This is a genomic window from Pseudomonas frederiksbergensis, assembly GCF_001952935.1.
Lineage (GTDB): Bacteria > Pseudomonadota > Gammaproteobacteria > Pseudomonadales > Pseudomonadaceae > Aquipseudomonas > Aquipseudomonas frederiksbergensis.
Map to the genome: position 1 here is coordinate 4,493,560 of NZ_CP018319.1, position 22,694 is coordinate 4,516,253.

Here is a 22,694-nt window from a genome sequence, read left to right on the forward strand (position 1 = left end):
TAATTGTGTTCAACACTAAACCCTGTGGGAGCGGGCTTGCTCGCGAAGAGGCCCTGACCGGCACCATCATTGTCGGGTTGGCAATAAAAAAACCGGAAGTATCGCCTCCCGGTTTTTATTTTTTACAGCAGCGATCAGCGGTTAAACCGCTCCACCAACGAATACTGGGTATTCGCCGTCTTCGTCAGCTCTTCACTCAACAATGCCGAGTGTTGTGCCTGTTCCGAGGTCTGATCCGCCAGGTGCGAGATGTTGCTGATGTTACGGCTGATCTCTTCGGCGACAGCGCTTTGCTCTTCGGTCGCCGCCGCGATCTGGGTGGTCATGTCGGTGATGTTGGCCACCGCTTCGCTGATCCCAACCAGTGCCTGATCCGCTTCCAGTACCCGCGCCACACCTTCTTCCGCCTGGCGATGGCCAGCCTCCATGGTTTGCACCGCGGTGCTGGCGGTTTGCTGGAGCTTGGCGATCAGGGCGTGGATCTGCCCGGTGGATTCGCTGGTGCGTTGCGCCAGTTGGCGAACTTCGTCAGCCACTACCGCAAAGCCGCGACCCATCTCACCGGCACGAGCCGCTTCGATGGCGGCGTTCAAGGCCAGCAGGTTGGTCTGGTCGGCGATGCCTTTGATCACATCGACCACGCCACCGATTTCGTCGCTGTCCTTGGCCAGTTGGGTCACGGTCAGCCCGGTTTCACCCACCACCACCGACAGGCGCTGGATGGCTTCGCGGGTTTCCCCGGCGATGTCGCGACCGCGACCGGTCAGGCGATTGGCTTCCTGAGTCGCATCGGCCGTGCGCTGCACGTGGCTGGCGACTTCCTGCGTGGTGGCGGCCATCTGATTGACGGCAGTGGCCACTTGCTCGGTTTCGACACGCTGACGTTCCAGGCCAGTGGAGCTGCTGTGAGCCAGGGTGTCGGACTGTTTCGCTTGTTCGCTCAGGTGCTCGGCGGTGTCCTGCAGACGGGTCAGGCAGGTTTTCAGGCGGGCTTCCTGGCTGAGGATCGACATCTCCAAGCGTGCTTGAGCGCCGCGGCTGTCGGTGTACATCTGCGCGATCAGCGGGTCGGAGGTGGTCTGCCCAGCCAGATGCAGCAGACGCTTGAGGCCGCGCTGTTGCCAGCTCAAGCCCAACAGACCCAATGGCACCGACAGACCGGCGGCCAACGCAAAACCCCATTGGGAATTGAGCGACGCACCGATCATGAAGCTCAGTTGGCTGACCAGAATGAACGGCAACCAGTCCTGCAGCACCGGCAGCCATTTGTCCGTTGAAGGAATCGCCGACTTGCCCTGGTTGATGCGTTGGTAGAGCGCTTCGGCACGGCGGATCTGCTCGGCGGTGGGCTTGACCCGCACCGATTCGTAACCGACCACCTGATTGCCTTCGAAAACCGGCGTGACATAGGCGTTAACCCAGTAGTGATCACCGGTCTTGCAGCGATTCTTGACAATGCCCATCCATGGCAAGCCTTGTTTCAGTGTGCCCCACATGTGCGCGAATACCGCGGCCGGGACGTCAGGGTGACGGACCAGGTTATGCGGCGCACGGACCAGCTCCTCACGAGAAAACCCGCTGATCTCGACGAAGGCGTCGTTGCAGTAGGTGATCACGCCCTTGGCATCGGTGGTGGAAATCAACCGTTGCTGAGCCGGGAAGGTCCGTTCGCGTTGTGTAATTGGCTGGTTGTTACGCATGGCTTTTTCAATCCGCAAGGCTTTGACGGGTTGTCGGCATCGTCAGCCATTTATTGAGATTATTTTTCAGTAATCAGTGGCGCGTCGCAAAACGACCCTTGCGTCAGCTGGCGAGCATCGGATAGGTGAACAGTCCGAAATGCAGCAGGTTCAGGCCGAAATGGGTGGCGATGGCCGCACCCAAGCCACCAAAACGGTAGGCCAGACCATAGCTGACACCTGCCAGGCTCGCCAGCAACACCCATTGCCAGCCGGCCCCCACATGCGCCAGGCCGAACAGCAGCGAGGCGAGGAGCAGGGCGAGGTTTTCACCGTAGGGCAGGTTTTTGAAGCACCGGGTCAGACCGCCCTGAATATAGCCGCGAAAGAGCGCTTCCTCGACCAGCGTCACCAGCAGCAGGTTGTTCAGTAGCCACAGCCAGGCTTGATCCGGCCACTTTGGTGCCCAGATGATCACGCCCAGCAACAGCGCGCCACCCAAGGCCAGCACGGCACCCAGGGACAGCGACAGCGCAGTGGCATAAACGCCAAGGCGCAGCGAACGCCGGCCGACAATCCACGGGCAGACCAGCAGTAGCCAGAAACCGATCAGGGGCTTGTCCAGATTCAGGTACAAGGCGAACGTCACGGCATCATCGGTAAAACGTTGAGGGTTGATCCCGCGACCGTTGTAGAACCCAGGGAGCCAGTGCAGCGCCAACGCCAATGCCATGAAAATGAACAAGCCATGACCGAGGTAGTGGCCGATCCGCACCTGTTGTTGGCGCACCGCAAAACCGGCAGTCAGCAGCAGCGCGACGGAAATCCCGGCGAGCCAGCCGAGATGGCCGTAGGTCAGGGCCAGGCCATAGCCAATAGTAAGAAGGGACAGGTAGATCCATGGCAGGCCAATCATTGAAAATCCTTGTGTCCAGAAGTGTGCAAAGCGCCTCGGTCAATGTGGGAGCAGCGGTGCGGCGATCCCACATTGGCAGGTGTTGTCCGCATTTTGCGGCGCGCGATTATAGAGACGTACACCCTGCAAACAAAAACACCGCCCGAAGGCGGTGTCTGTGTCAGTTGGCTATTAGGAGGCAATCAACTGCCGCAACACGTAATGCAAAATCCCCCCGGCCTTGAAGTACTCCACCTCATTGAGGGTATCGATCCGGCACAACACCTCGACTTTCTCGCGGCTGCCGTTTTCACGGGTGATCACCAGCGTCAGGTTCATCCGCGGCGTCAGCTCCACGCCGGTCAAACCTAGAATATCCAGCGTCTCCTTGCCGGTCAGGTTCAGGCTCTTGCGGTTTTGATCCAGCTTGAACTGCAACGGCAACACGCCCATGCCCACCAGGTTGGAACGGTGAATTCGTTCGAAACTTTCCGCAATGACCGCTTTGACCCCCAACAGATTGGTGCCCTTCGCCGCCCAATCGCGACTCGAACCGGTGCCGTATTCTTGCCCGGCAATCACCACCAGCGGCGTGCCCGAGGCTTGATAACGCATGGCCGCGTCGTAGATCGGCATCCTCTCCCTGGTGGGAATGTAAATCGTATTGCCGCCTTCTTCGCCGCCGAGCATCTCGTTACGAATGCGGATGTTGGCAAAGGTGCCGCGCATCATCACTTCGTGGTTGCCCCGTCGCGAGCCGTAGGAGTTGAAGTCCCGTGGTTCCACACCTTTGTCGCGCAGGTAGTGGCCTGCGGGGCTGTCGGCCTTGATGTTGCCGGCCGGGGAGATGTGGTCGGTGGTCACCGAATCACCCAGCAGCGCGAGGACTCTGGCACCGGCGACGTCCTTGACCACCGGCGGCGGCCCGCCGATGTCGTCGAAGAATGGTGGATGCTGGATGTACGTCGAATCGTCCTGCCAGACATAGGTCGCCGCTTGCGGCACTTCGATTGCCTGCCATTGCTCATCGCCGGCAAACACTTCGGCGTATTCCTTGTGGAACATCGCGGTATTGACCTGGTTCACCGCGTCGGCGATTTCCTTGGTGCTTGGCCAGATGTCCCGCAGATACACCAGATTGCCCTCCTTGTCGGTACCCAACGGCTCGCTGCTGATGTCGATGCGAACCGTACCGGCCAGGGCATAAGCGACGACCAGCGGTGGGGAGGCCAGCCAATTGGTTTTCACCAACGGATGCACGCGGCCTTCGAAGTTGCGGTTGCCCGATAGCACCGAGGCGACGGTCAGGTCGGCGGCTTGAATGGCTTTTTCGATCGGCTCCGACAATGGCCCGGAGTTGCCAATGCAGGTGGTGCAGCCGTAACCGACCAAGGCAAAACCCAGTTCATCTAGGTATTGAGTCAGGCCGGCAGCCTTGTAGTAGTCAGTGACCACTTTCGAGCCTGGGGCCAGCGAACTCTTGACCCACGGTTTGCGCTTGAGGCCTTTTTCCACGGCTTTCTTCGCCACCAGGCCGGCGGCCATCATCACGCTCGGGTTGGAAGTGTTGGTGCAGGAGGTAATCGCCGCGATCACCACCGCACCGTTTTTCAATCGATAGGTCTGACCTTCGTACTCGTAGTCGGCTTCACCAGCCAGGTCGGCATTGCCCACCGCGACACCACCGCCGCCTTCACTTTCGAGACGACCGATTTCCTTGCTGGTGGGTTTGAATTGCAGGTCGACGAAGTCACTGAACGCTTGCGCGACATGCGGCAGCGATACCCGGTCTTGTGGGCGTTTCGGCCCGGCAAGGCTGGCTTCGACGCTGCCCATGTCCAGCGCCAGGCTGTCGGTGAACACCGGTTCCTGGCCCGGCAGGCGCCACAGGCCCTGGATTTTGCTGTAGGCCTCGACCAGTTTCACGGTTTCGCTGCTGCGACCGGATAAACGCAGGTAGTCCAGGGTGATGTCATCCACCGGGAAAAAGCCGCAGGTGGCACCGTATTCCGGGGCCATGTTGGCGATGGTCGCGCGGTCGGCCAGCGGCAGGTCGGCGAGGCCGTCACCGTAGAACTCGACGAATTTGCCGACCACGCCTTTCTTGCGCAGCATCTGGGTGACGGTCAGCACCAGGTCGGTGGCGGTGATGCCTTCCTTGAGCTTGCCGGTGAGTTTGAAGCCGATCACTTCCGGGATTAGCATCGACACCGGTTGACCCAGCATCGCCGCTTCCGCTTCGATCCCGCCGACACCCCAGCCGAGTACGCCGAGGCCGTTGATCATGGTGGTGTGGGAGTCGGTGCCGACCAGGGTGTCGGGGAAGGCGTAGGTGCGACCGTCCTCGTCCTTGGTCCAGACCGTGCGCCCCAGGTATTCCAGATTCACCTGGTGGCAGATCCCCGTGCCCGGCGGCACCACGCTGAAGTTGTTGAAGGCGCTTTGGCCCCAGCGCAGGAACGCATAACGTTCGCCATTACGCTGCATTTCGATGTCGACGTTCTGTTCGAAGGCGCTGGCGCTGGCGAATTTGTCGACCATCACCGAATGGTCGATCACCAGGTCCACGGGGGAGAGCGGATTGATACGCTGCGGGTCGCCGCCGGCCTTGGCCATCGCGGCGCGCATGGCGGCCAGATCGACCACCGCGGGAACGCCGGTAAAGTCCTGCATCAACACCCGCGCGGGACGGTACTGGATTTCGCGGTCGGAGCGACGCTCCTTGAGCCAGGCGGCAATCGCCTTGAGGTCGGCGCCGGTGACGGTTTTTGCATCTTCCCAGCGCAGCAGGTTTTCCAGCAGCACTTTCAACGACATGGGCAGCTTGTCCAGGTCGCCCAGGCTTTTGGCGGCATCCGGCAAGCTGAAATAGTGATAGGTCTTGTCGTCGACTTGTAAGGTTTTAAGGGTTTTCAGGCTATCGAGGGACGGCATTGAAATGACTCCTTTGAGTCCGCACGGCTACGGACTGACGGGACAGACAGAGCCTTTAACCTAGCCCTGTTCATTCGTTAACGCTAATAACTGGACTCTATGGCCAAGCCCAGGGTTCCGAACTCGGCTATCATGCGCCGGTTTTCGTGACAGGCTTTGCTTCAACGCAAGTCTGGGCATCGCGCAGTGGTTGAATTTCTCGCCATCTGCCCAGGAGTAAGAATGAACACCCTCTTTATGCATTGCCGGCCGGGCTTCGAAGGCGAAGTCTGTTCCGAGATTTCCGAACACGCCGCGCGGCTGAACGTGGTCGGTTATGCCAAGGCCAAGACCGCCAGCGCCTGCGCCGAATTCATCTGCACCGAAGAAGACGGTGCCGAGCGCCTGATGCGTGGCCAGCGTTTCGCCGATCTGATCTTCCCGCGCCAGTGGGCTCGCGGGATCTTCATCGATCTGCCGGAAACCGACCGCATCAGCGTGATCCTCGCGCACATGGCCGACTTCCCGCTGTGCGGCAGTCTGTGGCTGGAAATGGTCGACACCAATGATGGCAAGGAGCTGTCGAACTTCTGCAAAAAGTTCGAAGGTCACTTGCGCAAGGCGCTGATGGCCGCTGGCAAACTGGTGGAAGACGCCCACAAGCCGCGCCTGCTGCTGACCTTCAAAAGTGGCCGCGAAGTGTTCATGGGGCTGGCCGAGTCGAACAACTCGGCGATGTGGCCGATGGGCATTCCACGTCTGAAGTTCCCCCGTGAAGCGCCGAGTCGTTCGACGCTGAAGCTGGAAGAGGCCTGGCACCATTTCATCCCACGCGATCAATGGGATGAGCGCCTGCACAGCGACATGACCGGCGTTGACCTTGGCGCCGCTCCCGGCGGCTGGACCTGGCAACTGGTCAATCGCGGCATGCTGGTGACTGCGATCGACAACGGCCCGATGGCCGAAAGCCTGATGGACACTGGTCTGGTGCAACACTTGATGGCCGACGGTTTCACCTTCAAGCCCAAGCAACCGGTGGACTGGATGGTCTGCGACATCGTCGAGAAACCGGCGCGCAACGCCGCGATGCTGGAAGAGTGGATTGGCGAGGGGCATTGCCGCGAAGCGGTGGTCAACCTCAAACTGCCGATGAAACAGCGTTATGCCGAAGTGAAGCGCTTGCTGGAACGCATTGCCGACGGGTTCAAGGAACGCGGTATTCGGGTCGAAATCGGCTGCAAGCAGCTGTATCACGACCGTGAAGAAGTAACCTGCCACCTGCGCCGGCTCGACGTGAAGAAACCCAAGTCCCGCTGATCTTGCACACTGATCGTTCCCACGCTCTGCGTGGGAATGCCGCCGGGGACGCTCCGCGTTCCGCCTTTGAATGTGACGCGGAGCGTCACGGGATGCATTCCCACGCAGAGCGTGGGAACGATCAGCGGTGTAACGCCACAGATGACCGAACACCCGGCAATGCGCGACAATGCCGGCAAGTTTCAGGAGTGAATCATGAGTGAAATGATTGATACGCCGGTTGACGGCACCCTCGACGCCACCGGCCTCAACTGCCCGGAACCGGTGATGATGCTGCACCAGCACATCCGTGACCTGGTGCCCGGCGGCTTGCTCAAGGTGATCGCCACCGACCCGTCGACCCGTCGCGACATTCCCAAGTTCTGCGTCTTTCTCGACCACGAACTGGTGGCGCAGCACGAAGAGGCAGGCACCTACCTCTACTGGATCCGCAAGAAACTCGCTTAACCCGCCGAATGGCTGATGCGGATCCGCTTGCGTGCACTGCGCGTCAGGCGGATCGACAGCATCAACGCCGCGCAACTCAAGCCCACGATCAATCCCTGCCACAGCCCGCTCGGGCCGCTCGGCGCGCCGAACCAATCGGTCAAGCCCAGCGCGTAACCCACCGGCAGACCAATGCCCCAGTAAGCGAACAGCGTCAGGATCATCGTCACCCGCGTGTCTTGATAGCCGCGCAACGCGCCGGCAGCCGTCACCTGGATCGCGTCGGAAAACTGGAACAGCGCCGAATACACAATCAGCATCGCCGCGACATGAATCACCGTCGGGTCGGCGGTGTAAATCGCAGCAATGGGTTCACGCAGCAATAGCATCAGGCTCGCCGACAAGCACGCATAAGCCAGGGCGGTGCCCATGCCGACACCGGCGGCGAAGCGGGCTTCACGTGGCTCCTCGCGGCCCAGCGCCTGACCGACTCGCACGGTCACGGCCATGCCCAAGGAGTAGGGGATCATGAACACCAACGAGCTGAAGTTCAGCGCGATCTGGTGCCCGGCGACCACGGTGGCGCCGAGGCTGCCGATCAGCAGCGCAATCACCGCGAAGATGCTCGATTCGGCAAATACCGCGATGCCGATCGGCAGGCCGATGCCCAGCAGGCGTTTGATCACCGACCACTGCGGCCAGTCGAAACGGCTGAACAACTCACTCGACTGATACGCTGGCGCCCAGCGCTCCCACCCGGCCATGCCCAGCGCCATTACCCACATCACGATCGCCGTGGCCCAACCGCAACCGACACCGCCCATGGCCGGCACACCGAAGTGGCCATAGATGAAGATGTAATTCAGCGGAATGTTCAACGCCAGTCCGCACAGCCCCAGCACCATGGCCGGGCGCGTACGTCCCAGTCCATCACTGAAGCAGCGCAGCACATGGTAGAAGGCAACGGCGGGCAAACCACTGGCGATGCCGTGCAGGTATTGCATGCACGGGCCGATCAATTCGGGATCGACCTTCATGATGTGCAGAATCGGTTCGGCGCTGAACAACATGCCGGTCGCCATCAAGCCCACCACCAATGCCAGCCACAGAGCCTGGCGCACGATCGGGCCGATTTCGCTGTGGGTGCCGGCACCGAAACGCTGGGCGACTTTCGGGGTGGTTGCCAGCAGCGTGCCGGTCATCAACAGAAACACCGGCACCCAGATCGAGTTGCCCAGCGCCACTGCCGCCAGATCCCGTGGCCCGACCCTGCCCGCCATTACCGCATCGACGAAGCCCATGGCGGTGGTCGCCAGCTGCGCGATCATGATCGGCAAGGCCAGGCCGAGCAGGTTTTTCAGCTCCAGGCGAACCCGGGCCGGGCGGGTGAGGGAAGTAGCGGCGGGGCGGTCAGTCACGGAATTCAAGGGCGAAACGTCCAGAGGTATTGATGCGCAAGGCGGCGCATTCTACGCCCTGACGCAGTGGTCAGGAAAAGAGCTGTGTTAGGGATTTGTAATCGAAGACTAATGGTGTCCGAGATCCCCTGTGGCGAGGGGATTTATCCCCGTTGGGCTGCGAAGCAGCCCCTATTCCTGAATCCACGTTATTACAGACACACCGCGTGCACAGGTTCTGGGACTGCTTCGCAGCCCAACGGGGATAAATCCCCTCGCCACAGGGGGTGTGATGACCCCTAATGCGCGCTGGCCCACTACGGCCATCTCCGCCTACACTGCCGATCCGCCAAAGGAGCCTGCCATGCTGATTGTTGCCGACGAAAATATCCCGCTGCTCGATGCCTTCTTCGAAGGTTTCGGTGAAATCCGCCGGGTGCCGGGACGTTCCATCGACCGCGCCACCGTCGAACAGGCCGATGTGCTGCTGGTGCGCTCGGTGACCAACGTTAACCGCGCGTTGCTCGAAGGCAGCAAGGTCCGCTTTGTCGGCACCTGCACCATCGGCACCGATCACCTGGATCTGGATTACTTTCAGCGGGCCGGCATCACCTGGTCCAGCGCTCCCGGCTGCAACGCTCGCGGCGTGGTCGACTACGTGCTTGGCAGTCTGCTGACCCTGGCCGAAATCGAAGGCGCCGACCTGGCACAACGCACCTACGGCATCGTCGGTGCCGGTGAAGTGGGTGGCCGACTGGTCAAGGTCCTGCAAGGTCTGGGCTGGAACGTGCTGGTCTGCGATCCGCCAAGGCAAGCGGCAGAAGGTGGCGATTACGTCAGCCTCGAACAGATCATCGAGCAGTGCGATGTCATCAGTCTGCACACGCCGTTGAAGAAACACGGTGCCCAGTCGACCTGGCATCTGTTGGATAAAAACCGCTTGAACCAGCTCAAGCCCGGCACTTGGCTGATCAACGCCAGTCGCGGCCCGGTGGTGGACAACGCCGCGCTGCGCGAGGTGCTGCTGCAGCGTGAAGACCTGCAAGCAGTGCTGGACGTCTGGGAAGGCGAGCCGGAGGTCGATGTGGCCTTGGCCGAACTCTGCGTGCTGGCGACGCCGCACATTGCCGGTTACAGCCTCGATGGCAGACAACGTGGGACTGCGCAGATCTATCAGGCCTATTGCGCTTTTCTCGGGCAAGCGGCCCCGATCAACTTGAACGATTTGCTGCCCGCGCCCTGGTTGTCGCAAGTGACCTTGAACGCCAACAGCGATCCGGCCTGGTCGCTGGCCATGTTGTGCCGTGGCGTGTACGACCCGCGCCGCGACGATGCGGATTTCCGTCGCAGCCTTGTAGGCAATGTGAGCGAACAGCGTGCGGCGTTCGATTCACTGCGCAAACATTACCTATTGCGGCGTGAGATTGATGGGTTGCGGGTGCGGATCGAGGGGGATTCGCCGGCATTGCAGAAGATTGTGGCGGCGTTGGGTGCTTCGGCTGTCTGAGCATCGAGTTGGCCCCTTCGCGAGCAGGCTCGCTCCCACATTAATCTCAGTCGTATTGTGGGAGCGAGCCTGCTCGCGAATGGCTGCACCTCCATTTTGGATCAGCAGCCATAAAAAACCCGGCCATCAGAGGCCGGGTCAAGAAGACGATGGCTATATCACTCTTGTTCGGCAGGCTTGACCAATCGCTTTTCCAGTTCGCGGCAAGCGTCTTGGATCATGTTTTCAGTGATCGGTACTTCGTGCCCATCCTCATCGATAATCGAGCAACCCAAAGACTGGTCTGGCTGCGTGCGGATCACTGGAATCTTGTCTTCGCTGCTGTTTTGCAAGGACATGGCCTGTCTCCTCATCAGGTTGTGTACTAACTGTAGAACCGCCACGTGACCGGGCTGTGACAGCTTCTTGCGATCTTTCCAGGGCGGCAACATCAGTCCACCAGAAATGCCGCGGCGTTGCCACCCGGACTTTAGACCAATACCGTCTAGGGCCTAGTCTTTGCGGTCATATTTAACCTGACTCATTTTGATTTACAGCGTTCAATCCTATCGACCGGTGTAGGCTTGAGCGCGTCAAACCCTATTGGTTGCGCCATCGAATGATCTCCATCCTCTCTTCCCGTCACCGTCGCGCCATGCGCCTGGCCCTGCGTTTCATCGCGCCTTATCGCTGGCCGGCCGTCGGTGCCTTGCTCGCATTGATCGTGACGGCGGGTATTACCTTGTCCATGGGGCAGGGGATTCGCCTGCTGGTGGATCAGGGTTTCATGACCCAGTCGCCGCATTTGCTCAACCAGTCCATCGGCTTGTTTATGTTGCTGGTGGTGGGGCTGGCGATTGGCACCTTCGCGCGTTTTTACCTGGTCTCATGGATCGGCGAGCGCGTTGTCGCGGACATCCGTCGTCAGGTGTTCAACCATCTGATTTACCTGCATCCAGGGTTCTACGAAGACAACCGCAGCTCCGAGATCCAGTCGCGGTTGACCGCTGACACCACGCTGCTGCAATCGGTGATCGGCTCTTCGCTGTCGCTGTTTTTGCGCAACCTGTTGATGGTGATCGGCGGGATTGTCCTGCTGTTTATCACCAACCCCAAACTCACCAGCATCGTGGTGGTCGCGTTGCCGTTGGTGATCGCGCCGATCCTGATCTTCGGCCGTCGGGTGCGTAGTCTGTCGCGCCTGAGCCAGGACCGGATTGCCGATATCGGCAGCTATGTTTCCGAAACCCTGGGCCAGATCAAAACCGTGCAGGCTTACAACCATCAAGTTCAGGATGAGCAGCGCTTTGCCGTCACGGTGGAGGAGGCCTTCAACACCGCTCGCAAGCGGATCTTCCAGCGGGCCTGGCTGATTACCCTGGTGATTGTGCTGGTGCTGGGCGCCGTCGGGGTAATGCTCTGGGTCGGCGGAATGGATGTGATCGCCGGGCGGATTTCCGCGGGCGAGCTGGCGGCGTTTGTGTTTTACAGCCTGATTGTCGGCAGTGCATTCGGCACGTTGAGCGAAGTGATTGGCGAACTGCAACGTGCCGCCGGCGCCGCCGAGCGGATTGCCGAGTTGCTGCGCTCGGAAAACATCATCCGGCCACCGACCACTGGCGTGGTGACTTTGCCTGAACGGGTGAAGGGTGACCTGGTGCTGCAAGACGTGCGCTTTTCCTACCCGTCGCGTCCCGAAAGCTATGCGGTCGATGGTTTGAATCTGACGATCAATGCCGGCGAAACCCTCGCGTTGGTCGGGCCGTCCGGTGCCGGCAAGTCGACGGTGTATGACTTGCTGCTGCGCTTTTACGACCCGTCCGAAGGACGCATCCTGCTTGACGGCGTGCCGTTGACTCAACTCGATCCGTTGGACTTGCGCCGCTGCTTCGCCCTGGTCTCGCAATCCCCGGCGCTGTTCTTTGGCAGCATCGAAGAGAACCTTCGCTACGGCAACCCGACGGCCACCCTGGCCCAGGTTCAGGAAGCGGCGAAAATCGCCTACGCCCACGACTTCATCGAACAGATGCCCAACGGCTACCAGACCCACCTTGGCGACGGTGGCCTCGGTTTGTCCGGCGGCCAACGCCAGCGCCTGGCCATCGCCCGGGCATTGCTGGTGGACGCACCGATCCTGCTGCTGGACGAAGCCACCAGCGCTCTCGACGCCCAGAGCGAACACCTGATCCAGCAAGCCCTGCCGAGCCTGATGAAAAACCGCACCACGTTGGTCATCGCCCACCGGCTGGCGACGGTAAAGAATGCTGACCGGATCGCGGTGATGGACCAAGGGAAACTGGTGGCGGTGGGGACGCATCAGGAATTGATTGCGAGCAACGCGCTGTATGCGCGGTTGGCGGCGTTGCAGTTTAACGATGGACATGAGGCCGCGTGATGAGAGCTGCTGAATGTTGCCGGAGTCGGGCATTATGTCGACCCCAGTTGCGAGCCTGGAAAGAGATATGAGTCGTTATCAACCCCCGTTGACCCTGACCACCAGAATGTTGGCGTTGGTCGCGGGGATGCTCGGCGACTGATTGGCATCCGCTAATCATCAGATGCGTCTTCCATTACGAATTCGAGTTCATCCATCCCTTCACTGACGGTAACGGACGCATGGGCCGTCTTTGGCAGACTTTGATACTCAGTCAATGGCGCCCGGTGTTGGCATATTTGCCTGTCGAAGCGGTCATTCGAGATCAGCAGGATGCTTATTACGCGGCATTGTCGGCGGCTGATCAGTTGGCTGAGGCGACGCCTTTTGTCGAGTTCATGCTGCAAGCATTGAGTCTCGCGCTTGAGGAAGCAGCCCTTGGTGAATCAGTAACCGACCCAGTAACCGACCTGGTAAGCGACTCAGTAGGGAAATTGCTTTCAGCGCTCCATATTAACGGCCCGCTTAAAATCAGCGACTTAATGACAGAGGTCGGTTTGGCTCACAAGGCGACCTTTCGGGCTAACTATCTCAGGCCCGCATTGGCTGCCAACTTGATTGAAATGACCAATCCCGGGTCGCCAAGCAGCCCTGCTCAAAAATATCGACTGACCCAGCATGGCAAGCGGATTGCCGCACGGCTCAAGTCGGCGTAGTCGTTCTGGACGCGAATAAAAAATGCCCGCATCAATTGGTGCGGGCATTTTTGTCAGTGCTTCGAAGGTTCATTGATCGTCAAAATAGCGCTCATGCCAATCCACCAACGGCTGCGGTGAGTTGAGCTTCTGGCCGTAGATCACCGAGTACGACAGCACGTTCTGCACGTACTGACGGGTTTCGTCGAACGGGATGCTTTCCACCCACACGTCGAAGCTCAGGTGGTCCGCACCACGCAGCCACTGGCGCACGCGGCTGGGGCCGGCGTTGTAGGCGGCGGAGGCGAGGACGCGGTTGCCGTTGAACTGGCTGTGGACCTGGCTCAGGTAGGCGGCGCCGAGCTGGATGTTCTTGTCCGGATCGAACACTTGCTGCGGCGAGGCCAGTGGAATGCTGAACTTGCGCGCGGTTTCCTTGGCGGTGCCGGGCATCAGTTGCATCAGGCCGCTGGCGCCGACGCCGGAGCGGGCGTCGGCCATGAAGGCACTTTCCTGGCGGGTGATGGCGAATACCCAGCTCGAGTGCAGTCCACGGACCTTGGCTTCACGGACCAGGGTTTCGCGGTGGGCCATCGGGAAGCGGATATCCAGGTCGTCCCAGTATTTCGCCTGACTGATGGTGCGAATTGCCGGGAAATACCATTTCAGGTCGTAGGCCAGTTTCGCCTGGGCGACCATCTCGTCGCGGTTGAAGTGGCGGCTGACGTGGTACCACTCGCGACGACCATCGACGATCTGCCCGCGAGCATGGAATTCCAGGGCGCGTCGTATGCCGGGGGTATTGCGCACCTTGTTGATCAGCGCCTGGCTGAGCACCAGCGGTTTGTTGTTCAGCGAATAGGGGGATTGCGAGCGGTCGGCGGCCAGGAAGCCGTAGAAGTCGCGCTCATGAGCCAGGTTCTTGTACAGCGTCTGTGCTTCCGGATTCTGTGGCTGGGCCAGTTCCAGGCTGCGAGCCTGCCAGTAACGCCAGCGGTTGGTGGTGGCCAGATCCTGAGGCAGGCGACGCGTCAATTGATAGGCATCATCCCAACGGGCCAGACGCAATAGCAGGCGCAGGCGCCATTCAGAAACGGTGTTGTCCCGCAACTCCGGGTCGTACTTGGTCATCACGTCCAGCGCGCGGCTGTCGTAACGTCGTGCAAGGGTCAGCCCGATTTCCCGGGCGATGGCCACTTTTTCGTCTCGCGAGAAGTGCATGCTGCTGGCATAGCCGTCGAGCAAGGCCATCGCCTTGTCCGGATCCTGTTTGGCCAGGCGGCGCAGGCCGAGGCTGACGATGTCGGACATTGGCTCGTCGGCCGGGGTAAACCGCGACGGTTGATTGAGCAGCTCGGGTTTCTGCGCCACATCAATCAGCAAGCGACCGCGAGGGGCGAGGGTGGACAGGCTGTTGACCAGGCTGTTAGCCAGCGGATAGTTGCGTGCCTGGGCGGCAAGTTTGGTGCGTTCCCAACGTTTCTGCTCGGTCAACTGGCCTTCGGCAGCCCATTGTCCAAATAACGCATCGCACGCGGCAGGTTGGGATTTGCCGGTCAGCCAGAGTTTATTGGCGTTGGCGTAACCTTCGGCTTTCTGGTTATGCCCGATCTGATACTGCGCGTTCAGGCAGTCCAGTTCGGTGAAATTGAGCTTGGGGTCGTAGTACTTGACGAAGGTCGCCCAGTCGCCGCGTTCGGCCAGCCAGCGCAACCAGCGCAATTTCATCCAGTTGGCCTGGGGCAGGTCGCCGTGCTCGGCGAGGAATTTCTCGATTTCGGCATTGCTCGCGGTTTTCAGGCGTGCGGTCAGTTCGTCATACGCCAGGTACGGCTCCAGCGGGTAATCGCTGAGGGCCTGGCTGTAACGGAAATAAGGACCGCTATCCCCCTTGGCGAGAGCGCGCTTGGCTTCATCGTAATATTGGCGCTGAGTGGACAGGTCCACCGCCTGGGCGGTTTGAACGGCAGTGGCAGAAAGAAGAAAACAGGATAAAAAACTTAAAAGGCGACTGCGCATGAGACGTCCGGGCAGAGAAATCATGACAAGCGCCGGCAATGCCCGCGCTGAATTATCTGTAGCTTAGCCTTTTGCCAGCAGCGGGCGAAAGCTTTGCCGGCCTGTCAGCATCAGTTCGCAACATTTGTCATGCAGAGTGTCGCGAAGGTGAAATTGCCGGCCTTCTGAAGCCTCAATTCAGGTAGAATGCGCGCCCGGTTTTTGGAGAAGCTCATGACCCTGCTCAAATTCAGCGATGTGTCCCTTGCTTTCGGCTCTACGCCGTTGTTGGACAAGGTGTCCTGGCAGATCGCCCGTGGTGAGCGGGTGTGCATCATCGGCCGCAATGGCACTGGCAAGTCCAGCATGATGAAGCTCGTCAAGGGCGACCAGAAGCCCGATGACGGCTCCGTTTGGCGCGCACCCGGCCTCAAGATTGGCGAATTGCCGCAAGAATTGCCGGTAGCCGACGAGCGGACCGTGTTCGACGTGGTGGCCGAAGGCCTGGACGGCGTCGGCGAACTGCTCGCGCAGTATCACCACCTCAGCCAGAACATCGTCACCGACGCCGATCTGGACAAACTGATGCACGTCCAGCACGACCTCGAAGCCCGTGACGGCTGGCGTTTGCAGCAATTGGTCGACAGCACGTTGAGCCGTCTGCAGTTGCCGGCCGACAAGACCCTCGCCGAATTGTCCGGCGGCTGGCGTCGTCGCGTCCTGCTGGCTCAGGCTCTGGTTTCCGAACCCGATCTGCTGCTGCTCGACGAACCGACCAACCACCTGGATATCGGTGCAATTGCCTGGCTCGAAGAAGCGCTGAAGGATTTCCAGGGCGCCGTGCTGTTCATCACGCACGACCGTTCATTCCTGCAGAACCTCGCTACCCGCATTCTCGAACTGGATCGCGGTGGCCTGATCGACTGGAACGGCGACTACGCCAGCTTCCTCGTGCACAAGGAAGCCTCGCTGGCCGCTGAAGACACCGCCAACGCGCTGTTCGACAAAAAACTGGCCCAGGAAGAGGTCTGGATCCGCCAGGGCATCAAGGCTCGCCGCACCCGCAACGAAGGCCGCGTACGCGCCCTCAAAGCCCTGCGCAACGAGCGTAGCGAGCGTCGTGAGCGCACCGGCAAGGCCAACATCCAGCTGGATACCGCCGACAAGTCCGGCAAGCAGGTGATGGTCCTCGAGAACGTCAGCTTCGCTCACCCGGGCGGCCCGTTCCTGATCAAGGATTTCTCGATGGTCCTGCAGCGCGGCGACCGTATCGGTCTGCTGGGCGCCAACGGTACCGGCAAAACCACGCTGCTGAAGCTGATGCTCAGCGGTCTGCAACCCACCAGCGGCACCGTGGAAGAGGGGACGCGCATCGACGTGGCCTACTTCGACCAGTTGCGTCATCAGCTGGACCTGGAAAAGACCGTAATTGACAACGTTGCGGAAGGTCGCGACTTTATCGATATCGATGGTCAGAGCCGCCACGTGCTGAGCTACCTCGGCGATTTCCTGTTCAGCCCGCAGCGTGCCCGCACGCCGGTGAAGGCGCTGTCCGGTGGTGAGCGTGCCCGTCTGCTGCTGGCGAAACTGTTCAGCAAACCGGCGAACCTGCTGGTCCTCGATGAACCGACCAACGACCTCGACGTCGAAACCCTCGAGTTGCTGGAAGAAGTTTTGCTGACCTTCAACGGCACCGTGCTGATGGTCAGTCACGACCGGGCATTCCTCGACAACGTGGTCACCAGCACCCTGGTCTTCGAAGGTGAAGGCAAGGTTCGCGAATACGTCGGTGGTTATCAGGACTGGCTGCGTCAGGGCGGCTCGCCGCGCCTGCTGGGCGTGACCGAGAGCAAGTCCGGCAAAGCCGACCTGACCTCCGCTGTCGTGACGGCCGAAGCTGCGCCAGTTGCTGCTGCAGTCGAAGCGCCGGTGGCGAAGAAGAAGCTCAGCTACAAGTTGCAGCGTGAGCTGGAAATGTTGCCGGGCCAGATCGAAGCCATGGAGCAGCAGATCGCTACCGTCGAGGCGCAAATGGCCGATGCCGGTTTTTATCAGCGTCCTGCGGCCGAGACCGCTGCCGTGATTGCTCAGTTGGAGCAGTTGCAGGCTGAGCACGACATAATGGTCGAGCGTTGGGCCGAGCTGGATGCCTGATTGATCCTGCTATAAAAAAGCCCGGCGTTCAGTGATGAGCGCCGGGCTTTTCGTAAGCGCTGTGGTTTAGCTTTTGATCAGGCGCACCGCGAGCACATCACAGGGCGCACCGTGCAGCACGTCATTGGCAGTCGAGCCCAGCAGCAATGCCAGGCCGTGTCGGCCATGACTGCCCACCACGATCAGGTCGCAGGTCTGTTCCTTGGCCAGGTGATGGATCTCCTGGCGTGGCTGGCCGTAGGTCAGGTGGCTGTATTCCTTGGAGAGTTCCGGATACTTCACGATGAGTCGGTCAAGGCGTTCCTTGGCCTGATCGAACTGCTGTTGTTGCAGTTGTGACAGGTCCATGGGCACGTCGCCGCCAAAGGCCATGGCCATTGGTTCGACAATGTGCACGAGGGACAATTTCGCCCCGTTGCTCACTGACAGTTCGCGAGCTCGGTGGATTACAGGATCGCACTCTTCGGTTAGATCTACAGCGACCAGAATGTGGTTGTAGGGCATGAGGTGCTCCTCCTGAGGGTTGCAATATTGGTAAGTATGGCTGGTTTCAAGCGCATTGTTTCCACAGTGACCCAATGCGCTCATCAAGAATCGGGAGTACAGATATGACGGTCTGGATAGTGGTGTCAATCTTGTTGGTGGTTCTGAGTCCGCTGGCATGGTTGCGTCCGTCGCGTCACCAGAGCGGGCGCATGGCCCTGCGCATGGAGGCGCGACGCATCGGATTGGCGATGCAGCTGGCGCCTCAGGACTGGCCGCACTGGCTGAGCAAGGAGCCGCCGAGCCCTTGCGCCCAATACCATCGACCGCGGCGTGGCAATCGGCCGGCGTGCTGGAGTTACTGGCAAAAAGCGCCGGGTGTCTGGGTCAATCAGTGGCAGGAGGTCTGCGAGGAGCCTGCGTTGCTGATTCATTTCGAAAAATTGCCAGATAACGTTTACAAGGTCGAAGCAGACAAGCAGATGATCACGTTGTATTGGGGTGAGAAGGGCGAAGCGACGGTTTTGCAGGATATTGATGCGGTGCTGAAGGCGCTGGCATAAATCACGGAAATTTCGCGCCGCAATGGCGCGAAACGTCCGGCAGACAGGCAATAAAAAGCCCGACATCATCATCGGGCTGGAGTTGGCCAGGCAGGCCGGTAATTCTGTGTGGCACTGATCTTACGCTGGGCATTCGCCAAAAGCGTTCATGTTTTTTCCACAAGGTCCCGCCAGCGTAGCCTGTTAAACAAAGGCTGCTGCGAATTAGGGCGACTTTTCTAACTATTGATCCTATGAATGGCTTCACATGCAGACGCGTGTTGCAGGGCTTCGCGGTACGGAAATGACCGGAAAGTCGCGTTTCAACCCATATTTTGGGCGATTGACAATTGTCGGAAATTCCGTGAAGGTGACGTACCCAAATCAAACGGGCGTATGAATTGAGCGTTTGTATTACAGACCGCTCCTACAGAATCCCGACTATCGCGTTGGCGGGTGTGCCGGGTGAATGGGCGTAGCATGGACGTTAAACGTCCCTGCCGAACCATTCACTTGCGTCCGACGTGTACTGTTCAGCTTCCATATCGTGGAGATCAGTTGATGATTTACGAAGGTAAAGCCATCACGGTTAAGGCTCTTGAAAGTGGCATCGTCGAATTGAAATTCGACCTCAAGGGTGAGTCCGTCAACAAGTTCAACCGTCTAACCCTGAACGAACTGCGTCAGGCCGTAGACACCATCAAGGCAGATGCTTCGATCAAGGGTGTGATCGTCAGCAGTGGCAAGGACGTGTTCATCGTCGGCGCCGACATCACCGAATTTGTCGAGAACTTCAAGCTGCCTGATGCAGAGCTTGTTGCTGGCAATCTGGAAGCCAACAAGATTTTCAGCGATTTCGAAGACCTCAACGTCCCGACTGTCGCCGCGATCAACGGCATCGCCCTGGGCGGCGGTCTGGAAATGTGCCTGGCGGCGGATTACCGCGTCATGTCCACCAAGGCCAAGATCGGCCTGCCGGAAGTCAAGCTGGGCATCTACCCGGGCTTCGGCGGTACCGTGCGCCTGCCGCGCATCATCGGTGCCGATAACGCCATCGAATGGATTGCCGCCGGCAAGGAAAACCGCCCTGAAGACGCGCTGAAAGTCGGCGCAGTCGACGCAGTGGTTGCCCCTGAGAAACTGCAGGAAGCTGCTCTGGAGCTGATCAAACGCGCCATTTCCGGCGAGTTCGACTACAAGGCCAAGCGTCAGCCGAAGCTCGAAAAGCTCAAGCTCAACGCCATTGAACAGATGATGTCGTTCGAAACCGCCAAGGGTTTCGTGGCCGGTCAGGCGGGCCCGAACTACCCGGCACCGGTCGAAGCGATCAAGACTATCCAGAAAGCCGCTAACTTCGGTCGCGACAAGGCTCTGGAAGTCGAAGCCAATGGTTTCGTCAAACTGGCCAAGACCTCTGCCGCGCAGAGCTTGATCGGGCTGTTCCTGAACGATCAGGAACTGAAGAAAAAGGCCAAGGCCTACGACGAAATCGCCAAGGAAGTGAAGCAGGCTGCCGTATTGGGCGCAGGCATCATGGGCGGCGGTATCGCTTATCAGTCGGCCTCCAAAGGTACGCCGATCCTGATGAAAGACATCAACGAGCACGGCATCGAGCAAGGTCTGGCAGAAGCTGCCAAATTGCTGGTGGGCCGCGTTGATAAAGGTCGCATGACCCCGGCGAAAATGGCCGAAGTGCTCAATGGCATTCGTCCAACCCTGTCCTACGGTGATTTCGGTCACGTCGACCTGGTCGTCGAAGCCGTTGTCGAGAATCCGAAGGTCAAGCAAGCCGTTCTGGCTGAAGTCGAAAGCAAGGTCAAAGAGGACACTATCCTCGCGTCCAACACCTCGACCATTTCCATCAGCTTGCTGGCCAAAGCCCTCAAGCGTCCGGAAAACTTCGTCGGCATGCACTTCTTCAACCCGGTGCACATGATGCCGCTGGTTGAAGTGATCCGTGGCGAGAAGTCCAGCGAAGTGGCCGTTGCCACCACCGTTGCCTACGCCAAGAAAATGGGCAAGAACCCGATCGTCGTCAACGACTGCCCGGGCTTCCTGGTCAACCGTGTGCTGTTCCCGTACTTCGGCGGTTTCGCCAAGCTGGTCAGCGCCGGCGTAGATTTCGTGCGCATCGACAAGGTCATGGAAAAATTCGGCTGGCCAATGGGCCCGGCGTACCTGATGGACGTGGTCGGCATCGACACCGGTCACCACGGTCGCGACGTGATGGCTGAAGGCTTCCCGGACCGCATGAAAGACGACCGTCGTTCGGCCATCGACGTGCTCTACGAAGCCAAGCGGCTGGGTCAGAAAAACGGCAAGGGCTTCTACGCCTACGAGACTGACAAACGCGGCAAGCAGAAGAAAGTCGCCGATCCGTCGGTACTGGAAGTGCTTAAGCCAATCGTGTTCGAACAGCGTGAAGTCACCGACGAAGACATCATCAACTGGATGATGATCCCGCTGTGCCTGGAAACCGTGCGTTGCCTGGAAGACGGCATTGTCGAAACCGCTGCCGAAGCCGACATGGGCCTGGTCTACGGTATCGGTTTCCCTCCATTCCGTGGCGGTGCGCTGCGCTACATCGATTCGATGGGTGTTGCAGAGTTCGTTGCCCTGGCTGACCAGTACGCTGATTTGGGCGCGCTGTACCACCCGACCGCAAAACTGCGCGAAATGGCCAAAACCGGCCAGCGGTTCTTCGGTTAAGCGCCCCCAACTAGAGTGAGAGTGAATATATGAGCTTGAATCCTAGAGACGTCGTGATTGTCGACTTCGGTCGTACTCCGATGGGCCGCTCCAAGGGCGGCATGCACCGCAATACCCGCGCCGAAGACATGTCGGCGCACCTGATCAGCAAGTTGCTGGAACGCAACGTCAAGGTTGATCCGAGCGAAGTCGAAGACGTGATCTGGGGCTGTGTGAACCAGACCCTGGAGCAGGGCTGGAACATCGCCCGCATGGCGTCCCTGATGACTCAGATCCCGCACACCGCTGCCGGCCAGACCGTCAGCCGCCTGTGTGGTTCGTCGATGAGCGCTCTGCACACTGCTGCGCAAGCGATCATGACCGGCAACGGTGACGTGTTCGTGGTTGGCGGCGTCGAGCATATGGGTCACGTGAGCATGATGCACGGTGTCGATCCGAACCCGCACATGTCCCTGTACGCGGCGAAAGCCTCGGGCATGATGGGTTTGACCGCAGAAATGCTCGGCAAAATGCACGGCATCAGTCGCGAACAACAGGACGCTTTCGGCGTGCGCTCCCACCAGCTCGCTCACAAGGCGACACTGGAAGGCAAGTTCAAAGACGAAATCATCCCGATGCAGGGCTACGACGAGAACGGTTTCCTGAAACTGTTCGACTACGACGAAACCATTCGTCCGGAAACCACCCTGGAAAGCCTGGCGGCTCTCAAGCCTGCTTTCAACCCTAAGGGCGGCACCGTGACAGCCGGTACTTCGTCGCAAATCACCGACGGTGCTTCGTGCATGATCGTGATGTCGGCGCAGCGTGCACAGGACCTGGGCATTCAGCCTATGGCGGTGATTCGTTCGATGGCAGTGGCAGGTGTGGACCCGGCGATCATGGGCTATGGTCCAGTACCGGCCACACAAAAAGCACTGAAGCGCGCGGGTCTTGGCATTAACGATATCGACTTCTTCGAGCTCAACGAAGCTTTCGCCGCACAGGCCCTGCCAGTGCTGAAAGATTTGAAAGTACTCGACAAGATGAACGAGAAGGTTAACCTGCACGGCGGTGCGATTGCCCTGGGTCACCCATTCGGTTGCTCCGGTGCGCGTATCTCCGGCACTCTGCTGAACGTGATGAAGCAAAATGGCGGCACCTTCGGGGTAGCTACCATGTGCATTGGTCTCGGCCAAGGCATCTCCACCGTCTTCGAACGCGTTTAAGCGTTTCGTCGAAGGAAGCCGGGGCCAAGTGCCCCGGTTTTTGTTTTTCTGAATTTATTTTTGTTTTTATTTTGAAAAGATTTGAGCGAGGGCCAAACCATGCCGATACAACCTGGGCTCTACCAACATTACAAAGGTCCGCAGTACCGCGTATTCAGTGTTGCGCGGCACTCGGAAACCGAAGAAGAAGTGGTGTTCTACCAAGCCCTGTATGGCGATTACGGCTTTTGGGTGCGCCCCTTGAGCATGTTCCTGGAGTCGGTCGAGGTTGACGGCGAACAGGTGCCACGCTTTGCTTTGGTGCAAGCCGAACCGAGCATATTTCCGCAGCCATAAGGGGAGTGCGCGCAGAACCCTGCGCTTGACCTCACCTTGTAGCCACTATATATAGCGGTGCCGCGTCAGGCGCCAACCGCCTTTC

At 59.5% G+C, this 22,694-nt stretch carries 16 protein-coding genes and 1 pseudogene; 10 read left to right on the top strand and 7 right to left on the bottom strand.

All coding sequences use genetic code 11. From position 1 onward, the window contains the following. Nucleotides 1–134 precede the first annotated feature (134 nt). The 3 genes from PFAS1_RS20915 to acnA all read right to left on the bottom strand — a co-directional run bounded on the left by PFAS1_RS20915 (nucleotide 135) and on the right by acnA (nucleotide 5,508). Nucleotides 135–1,700, bottom strand: a complete 1,566-nt coding sequence (locus PFAS1_RS20915; protein ID WP_076030369.1) for a methyl-accepting chemotaxis protein — start codon at nucleotides 1,698–1,700, stop codon at nucleotides 135–137. Between the two features lie 103 nt (nucleotides 1,701–1,803). Further along, nucleotides 1,804–2,595 carry a CPBP family glutamic-type intramembrane protease gene (locus tag PFAS1_RS20920; RefSeq protein ID WP_076030370.1) on the bottom strand — a complete coding sequence of 264 codons (792 nt, stop codon included), beginning with the start codon at nucleotides 2,593–2,595 and terminating at the stop codon, nucleotides 1,804–1,806. 171 nt (nucleotides 2,596–2,766) lie between these two features. After that, the gene (gene acnA / locus PFAS1_RS20925) at nucleotides 2,767–5,508 is read right to left on the bottom strand and encodes an aconitate hydratase AcnA (protein WP_076030371.1); all 2,742 of its coding nucleotides are present in this window, start codon (nucleotides 5,506–5,508) and stop codon (nucleotides 2,767–2,769) included. 222 nt (nucleotides 5,509–5,730) lie between these two features. On the opposite strand from acnA, the gene rlmM reads away from it, so the two are divergent. Then, nucleotides 5,731–6,804, top strand: a complete 1,074-nt coding sequence (rlmM, locus tag PFAS1_RS20930) for a 23S rRNA (cytidine(2498)-2'-O)-methyltransferase RlmM (RefSeq protein WP_076030372.1) — start codon at nucleotides 5,731–5,733, stop codon at nucleotides 6,802–6,804. 195 nt (nucleotides 6,805–6,999) lie between these two features. After that, nucleotides 7,000–7,251 carry a sulfurtransferase TusA gene (gene tusA / locus PFAS1_RS20935; RefSeq protein ID WP_007907805.1) on the top strand — a complete coding sequence of 84 codons (252 nt, stop codon included), beginning with the start codon at nucleotides 7,000–7,002 and terminating at the stop codon, nucleotides 7,249–7,251. Here the strand turns inward: tusA and PFAS1_RS20940 are convergent. After that, complete coding sequence (locus PFAS1_RS20940; protein WP_074875109.1) at nucleotides 7,248–8,657, bottom strand: MATE family efflux transporter; 1,410 nt, start codon at nucleotides 8,655–8,657, stop codon at nucleotides 7,248–7,250. The two genes, tusA and PFAS1_RS20940, sit on opposite strands and share 4 nt — an antisense overlap. A gap of 334 nt (nucleotides 8,658–8,991) precedes the next feature. On the opposite strand from PFAS1_RS20940, the gene pdxB reads away from it, so the two are divergent. Continuing rightward, entirely contained in the window at nucleotides 8,992–10,134 is a 1,143-nt protein-coding gene (pdxB, locus tag PFAS1_RS20945; RefSeq protein WP_076030373.1) for a 4-phosphoerythronate dehydrogenase PdxB, read from the top strand. 158 nt (nucleotides 10,135–10,292) lie between these two features. Here pdxB and PFAS1_RS20950 read toward each other — a convergent pair whose 3' ends face one another. Continuing rightward, nucleotides 10,293–10,472 carry a PA1571 family protein gene (locus PFAS1_RS20950; RefSeq protein WP_076030374.1) on the bottom strand — a complete coding sequence of 60 codons (180 nt, stop codon included), beginning with the start codon at nucleotides 10,470–10,472 and terminating at the stop codon, nucleotides 10,293–10,295. Between the two features lie 260 nt (nucleotides 10,473–10,732). Between PFAS1_RS20950 and PFAS1_RS20955 the strand changes: the two genes are divergently transcribed. Together PFAS1_RS20955 and PFAS1_RS20960 are read left to right on the top strand one after the other, a co-directional pair. After that, nucleotides 10,733–12,508 (top strand): ABC transporter transmembrane domain-containing protein, encoded by a 1,776-nt coding sequence (locus tag PFAS1_RS20955; protein ID WP_198044920.1) that lies wholly within the window; start codon nucleotides 10,733–10,735, stop codon nucleotides 12,506–12,508. Nucleotides 12,509–12,642: 134 nt separating this feature from the next. Beyond that, a pseudogene (locus tag PFAS1_RS20960) lies at nucleotides 12,643–13,203 on the top strand (Fic family protein); the annotation flags it as partial. A gap of 69 nt (nucleotides 13,204–13,272) precedes the next feature. Here the strand turns inward: PFAS1_RS20960 and PFAS1_RS20965 are convergent. Continuing rightward, complete coding sequence (locus tag PFAS1_RS20965) at nucleotides 13,273–15,201, bottom strand: transglycosylase SLT domain-containing protein (RefSeq protein WP_076030375.1); 1,929 nt, start codon at nucleotides 15,199–15,201, stop codon at nucleotides 13,273–13,275. A gap of 213 nt (nucleotides 15,202–15,414) precedes the next feature. Between PFAS1_RS20965 and PFAS1_RS20970 the strand changes: the two genes are divergently transcribed. Continuing rightward, complete coding sequence (locus tag PFAS1_RS20970; RefSeq protein WP_076030376.1) at nucleotides 15,415–17,334, top strand: ATP-binding cassette domain-containing protein; 1,920 nt, start codon at nucleotides 15,415–15,417, stop codon at nucleotides 17,332–17,334. Between the two features lie 66 nt (nucleotides 17,335–17,400). Here the strand turns inward: PFAS1_RS20970 and PFAS1_RS20975 are convergent, their stop codons facing one another. Further along, nucleotides 17,401–17,838, bottom strand: coding sequence for a universal stress protein (locus PFAS1_RS20975; RefSeq protein ID WP_008151425.1), 438 nt, complete (start codon nucleotides 17,836–17,838; stop codon nucleotides 17,401–17,403). 104 nt (nucleotides 17,839–17,942) lie between these two features. Here PFAS1_RS20975 and PFAS1_RS20980 point away from each other — a divergent pair, with 104 nt between their 5' ends. The 4 genes from PFAS1_RS20980 to PFAS1_RS20995 all read left to right on the top strand — a co-directional run bounded on the left by PFAS1_RS20980 (nucleotide 17,943) and on the right by PFAS1_RS20995 (nucleotide 22,609). Further along, complete coding sequence (locus PFAS1_RS20980) at nucleotides 17,943–18,380, top strand: hypothetical protein (protein WP_074875120.1); 438 nt, start codon at nucleotides 17,943–17,945, stop codon at nucleotides 18,378–18,380. Between the two features lie 540 nt (nucleotides 18,381–18,920). Next, nucleotides 18,921–21,068 carry a fatty acid oxidation complex subunit alpha FadB gene (gene fadB / locus PFAS1_RS20985; protein ID WP_076030377.1) on the top strand — a complete coding sequence of 716 codons (2,148 nt, stop codon included), beginning with the start codon at nucleotides 18,921–18,923 and terminating at the stop codon, nucleotides 21,066–21,068. 29 nt (nucleotides 21,069–21,097) lie between these two features. Further along, nucleotides 21,098–22,273, top strand: a complete 1,176-nt coding sequence (fadA, locus tag PFAS1_RS20990) for an acetyl-CoA C-acyltransferase FadA (protein ID WP_076030378.1) — start codon at nucleotides 21,098–21,100, stop codon at nucleotides 22,271–22,273. A 99-nt stretch (nucleotides 22,274–22,372) separates the two neighbouring features. Continuing rightward, complete coding sequence (locus PFAS1_RS20995; RefSeq protein ID WP_007933188.1) at nucleotides 22,373–22,609, top strand: DUF1653 domain-containing protein; 237 nt, start codon at nucleotides 22,373–22,375, stop codon at nucleotides 22,607–22,609. Nucleotides 22,610–22,694 lie beyond the last annotated feature (85 nt).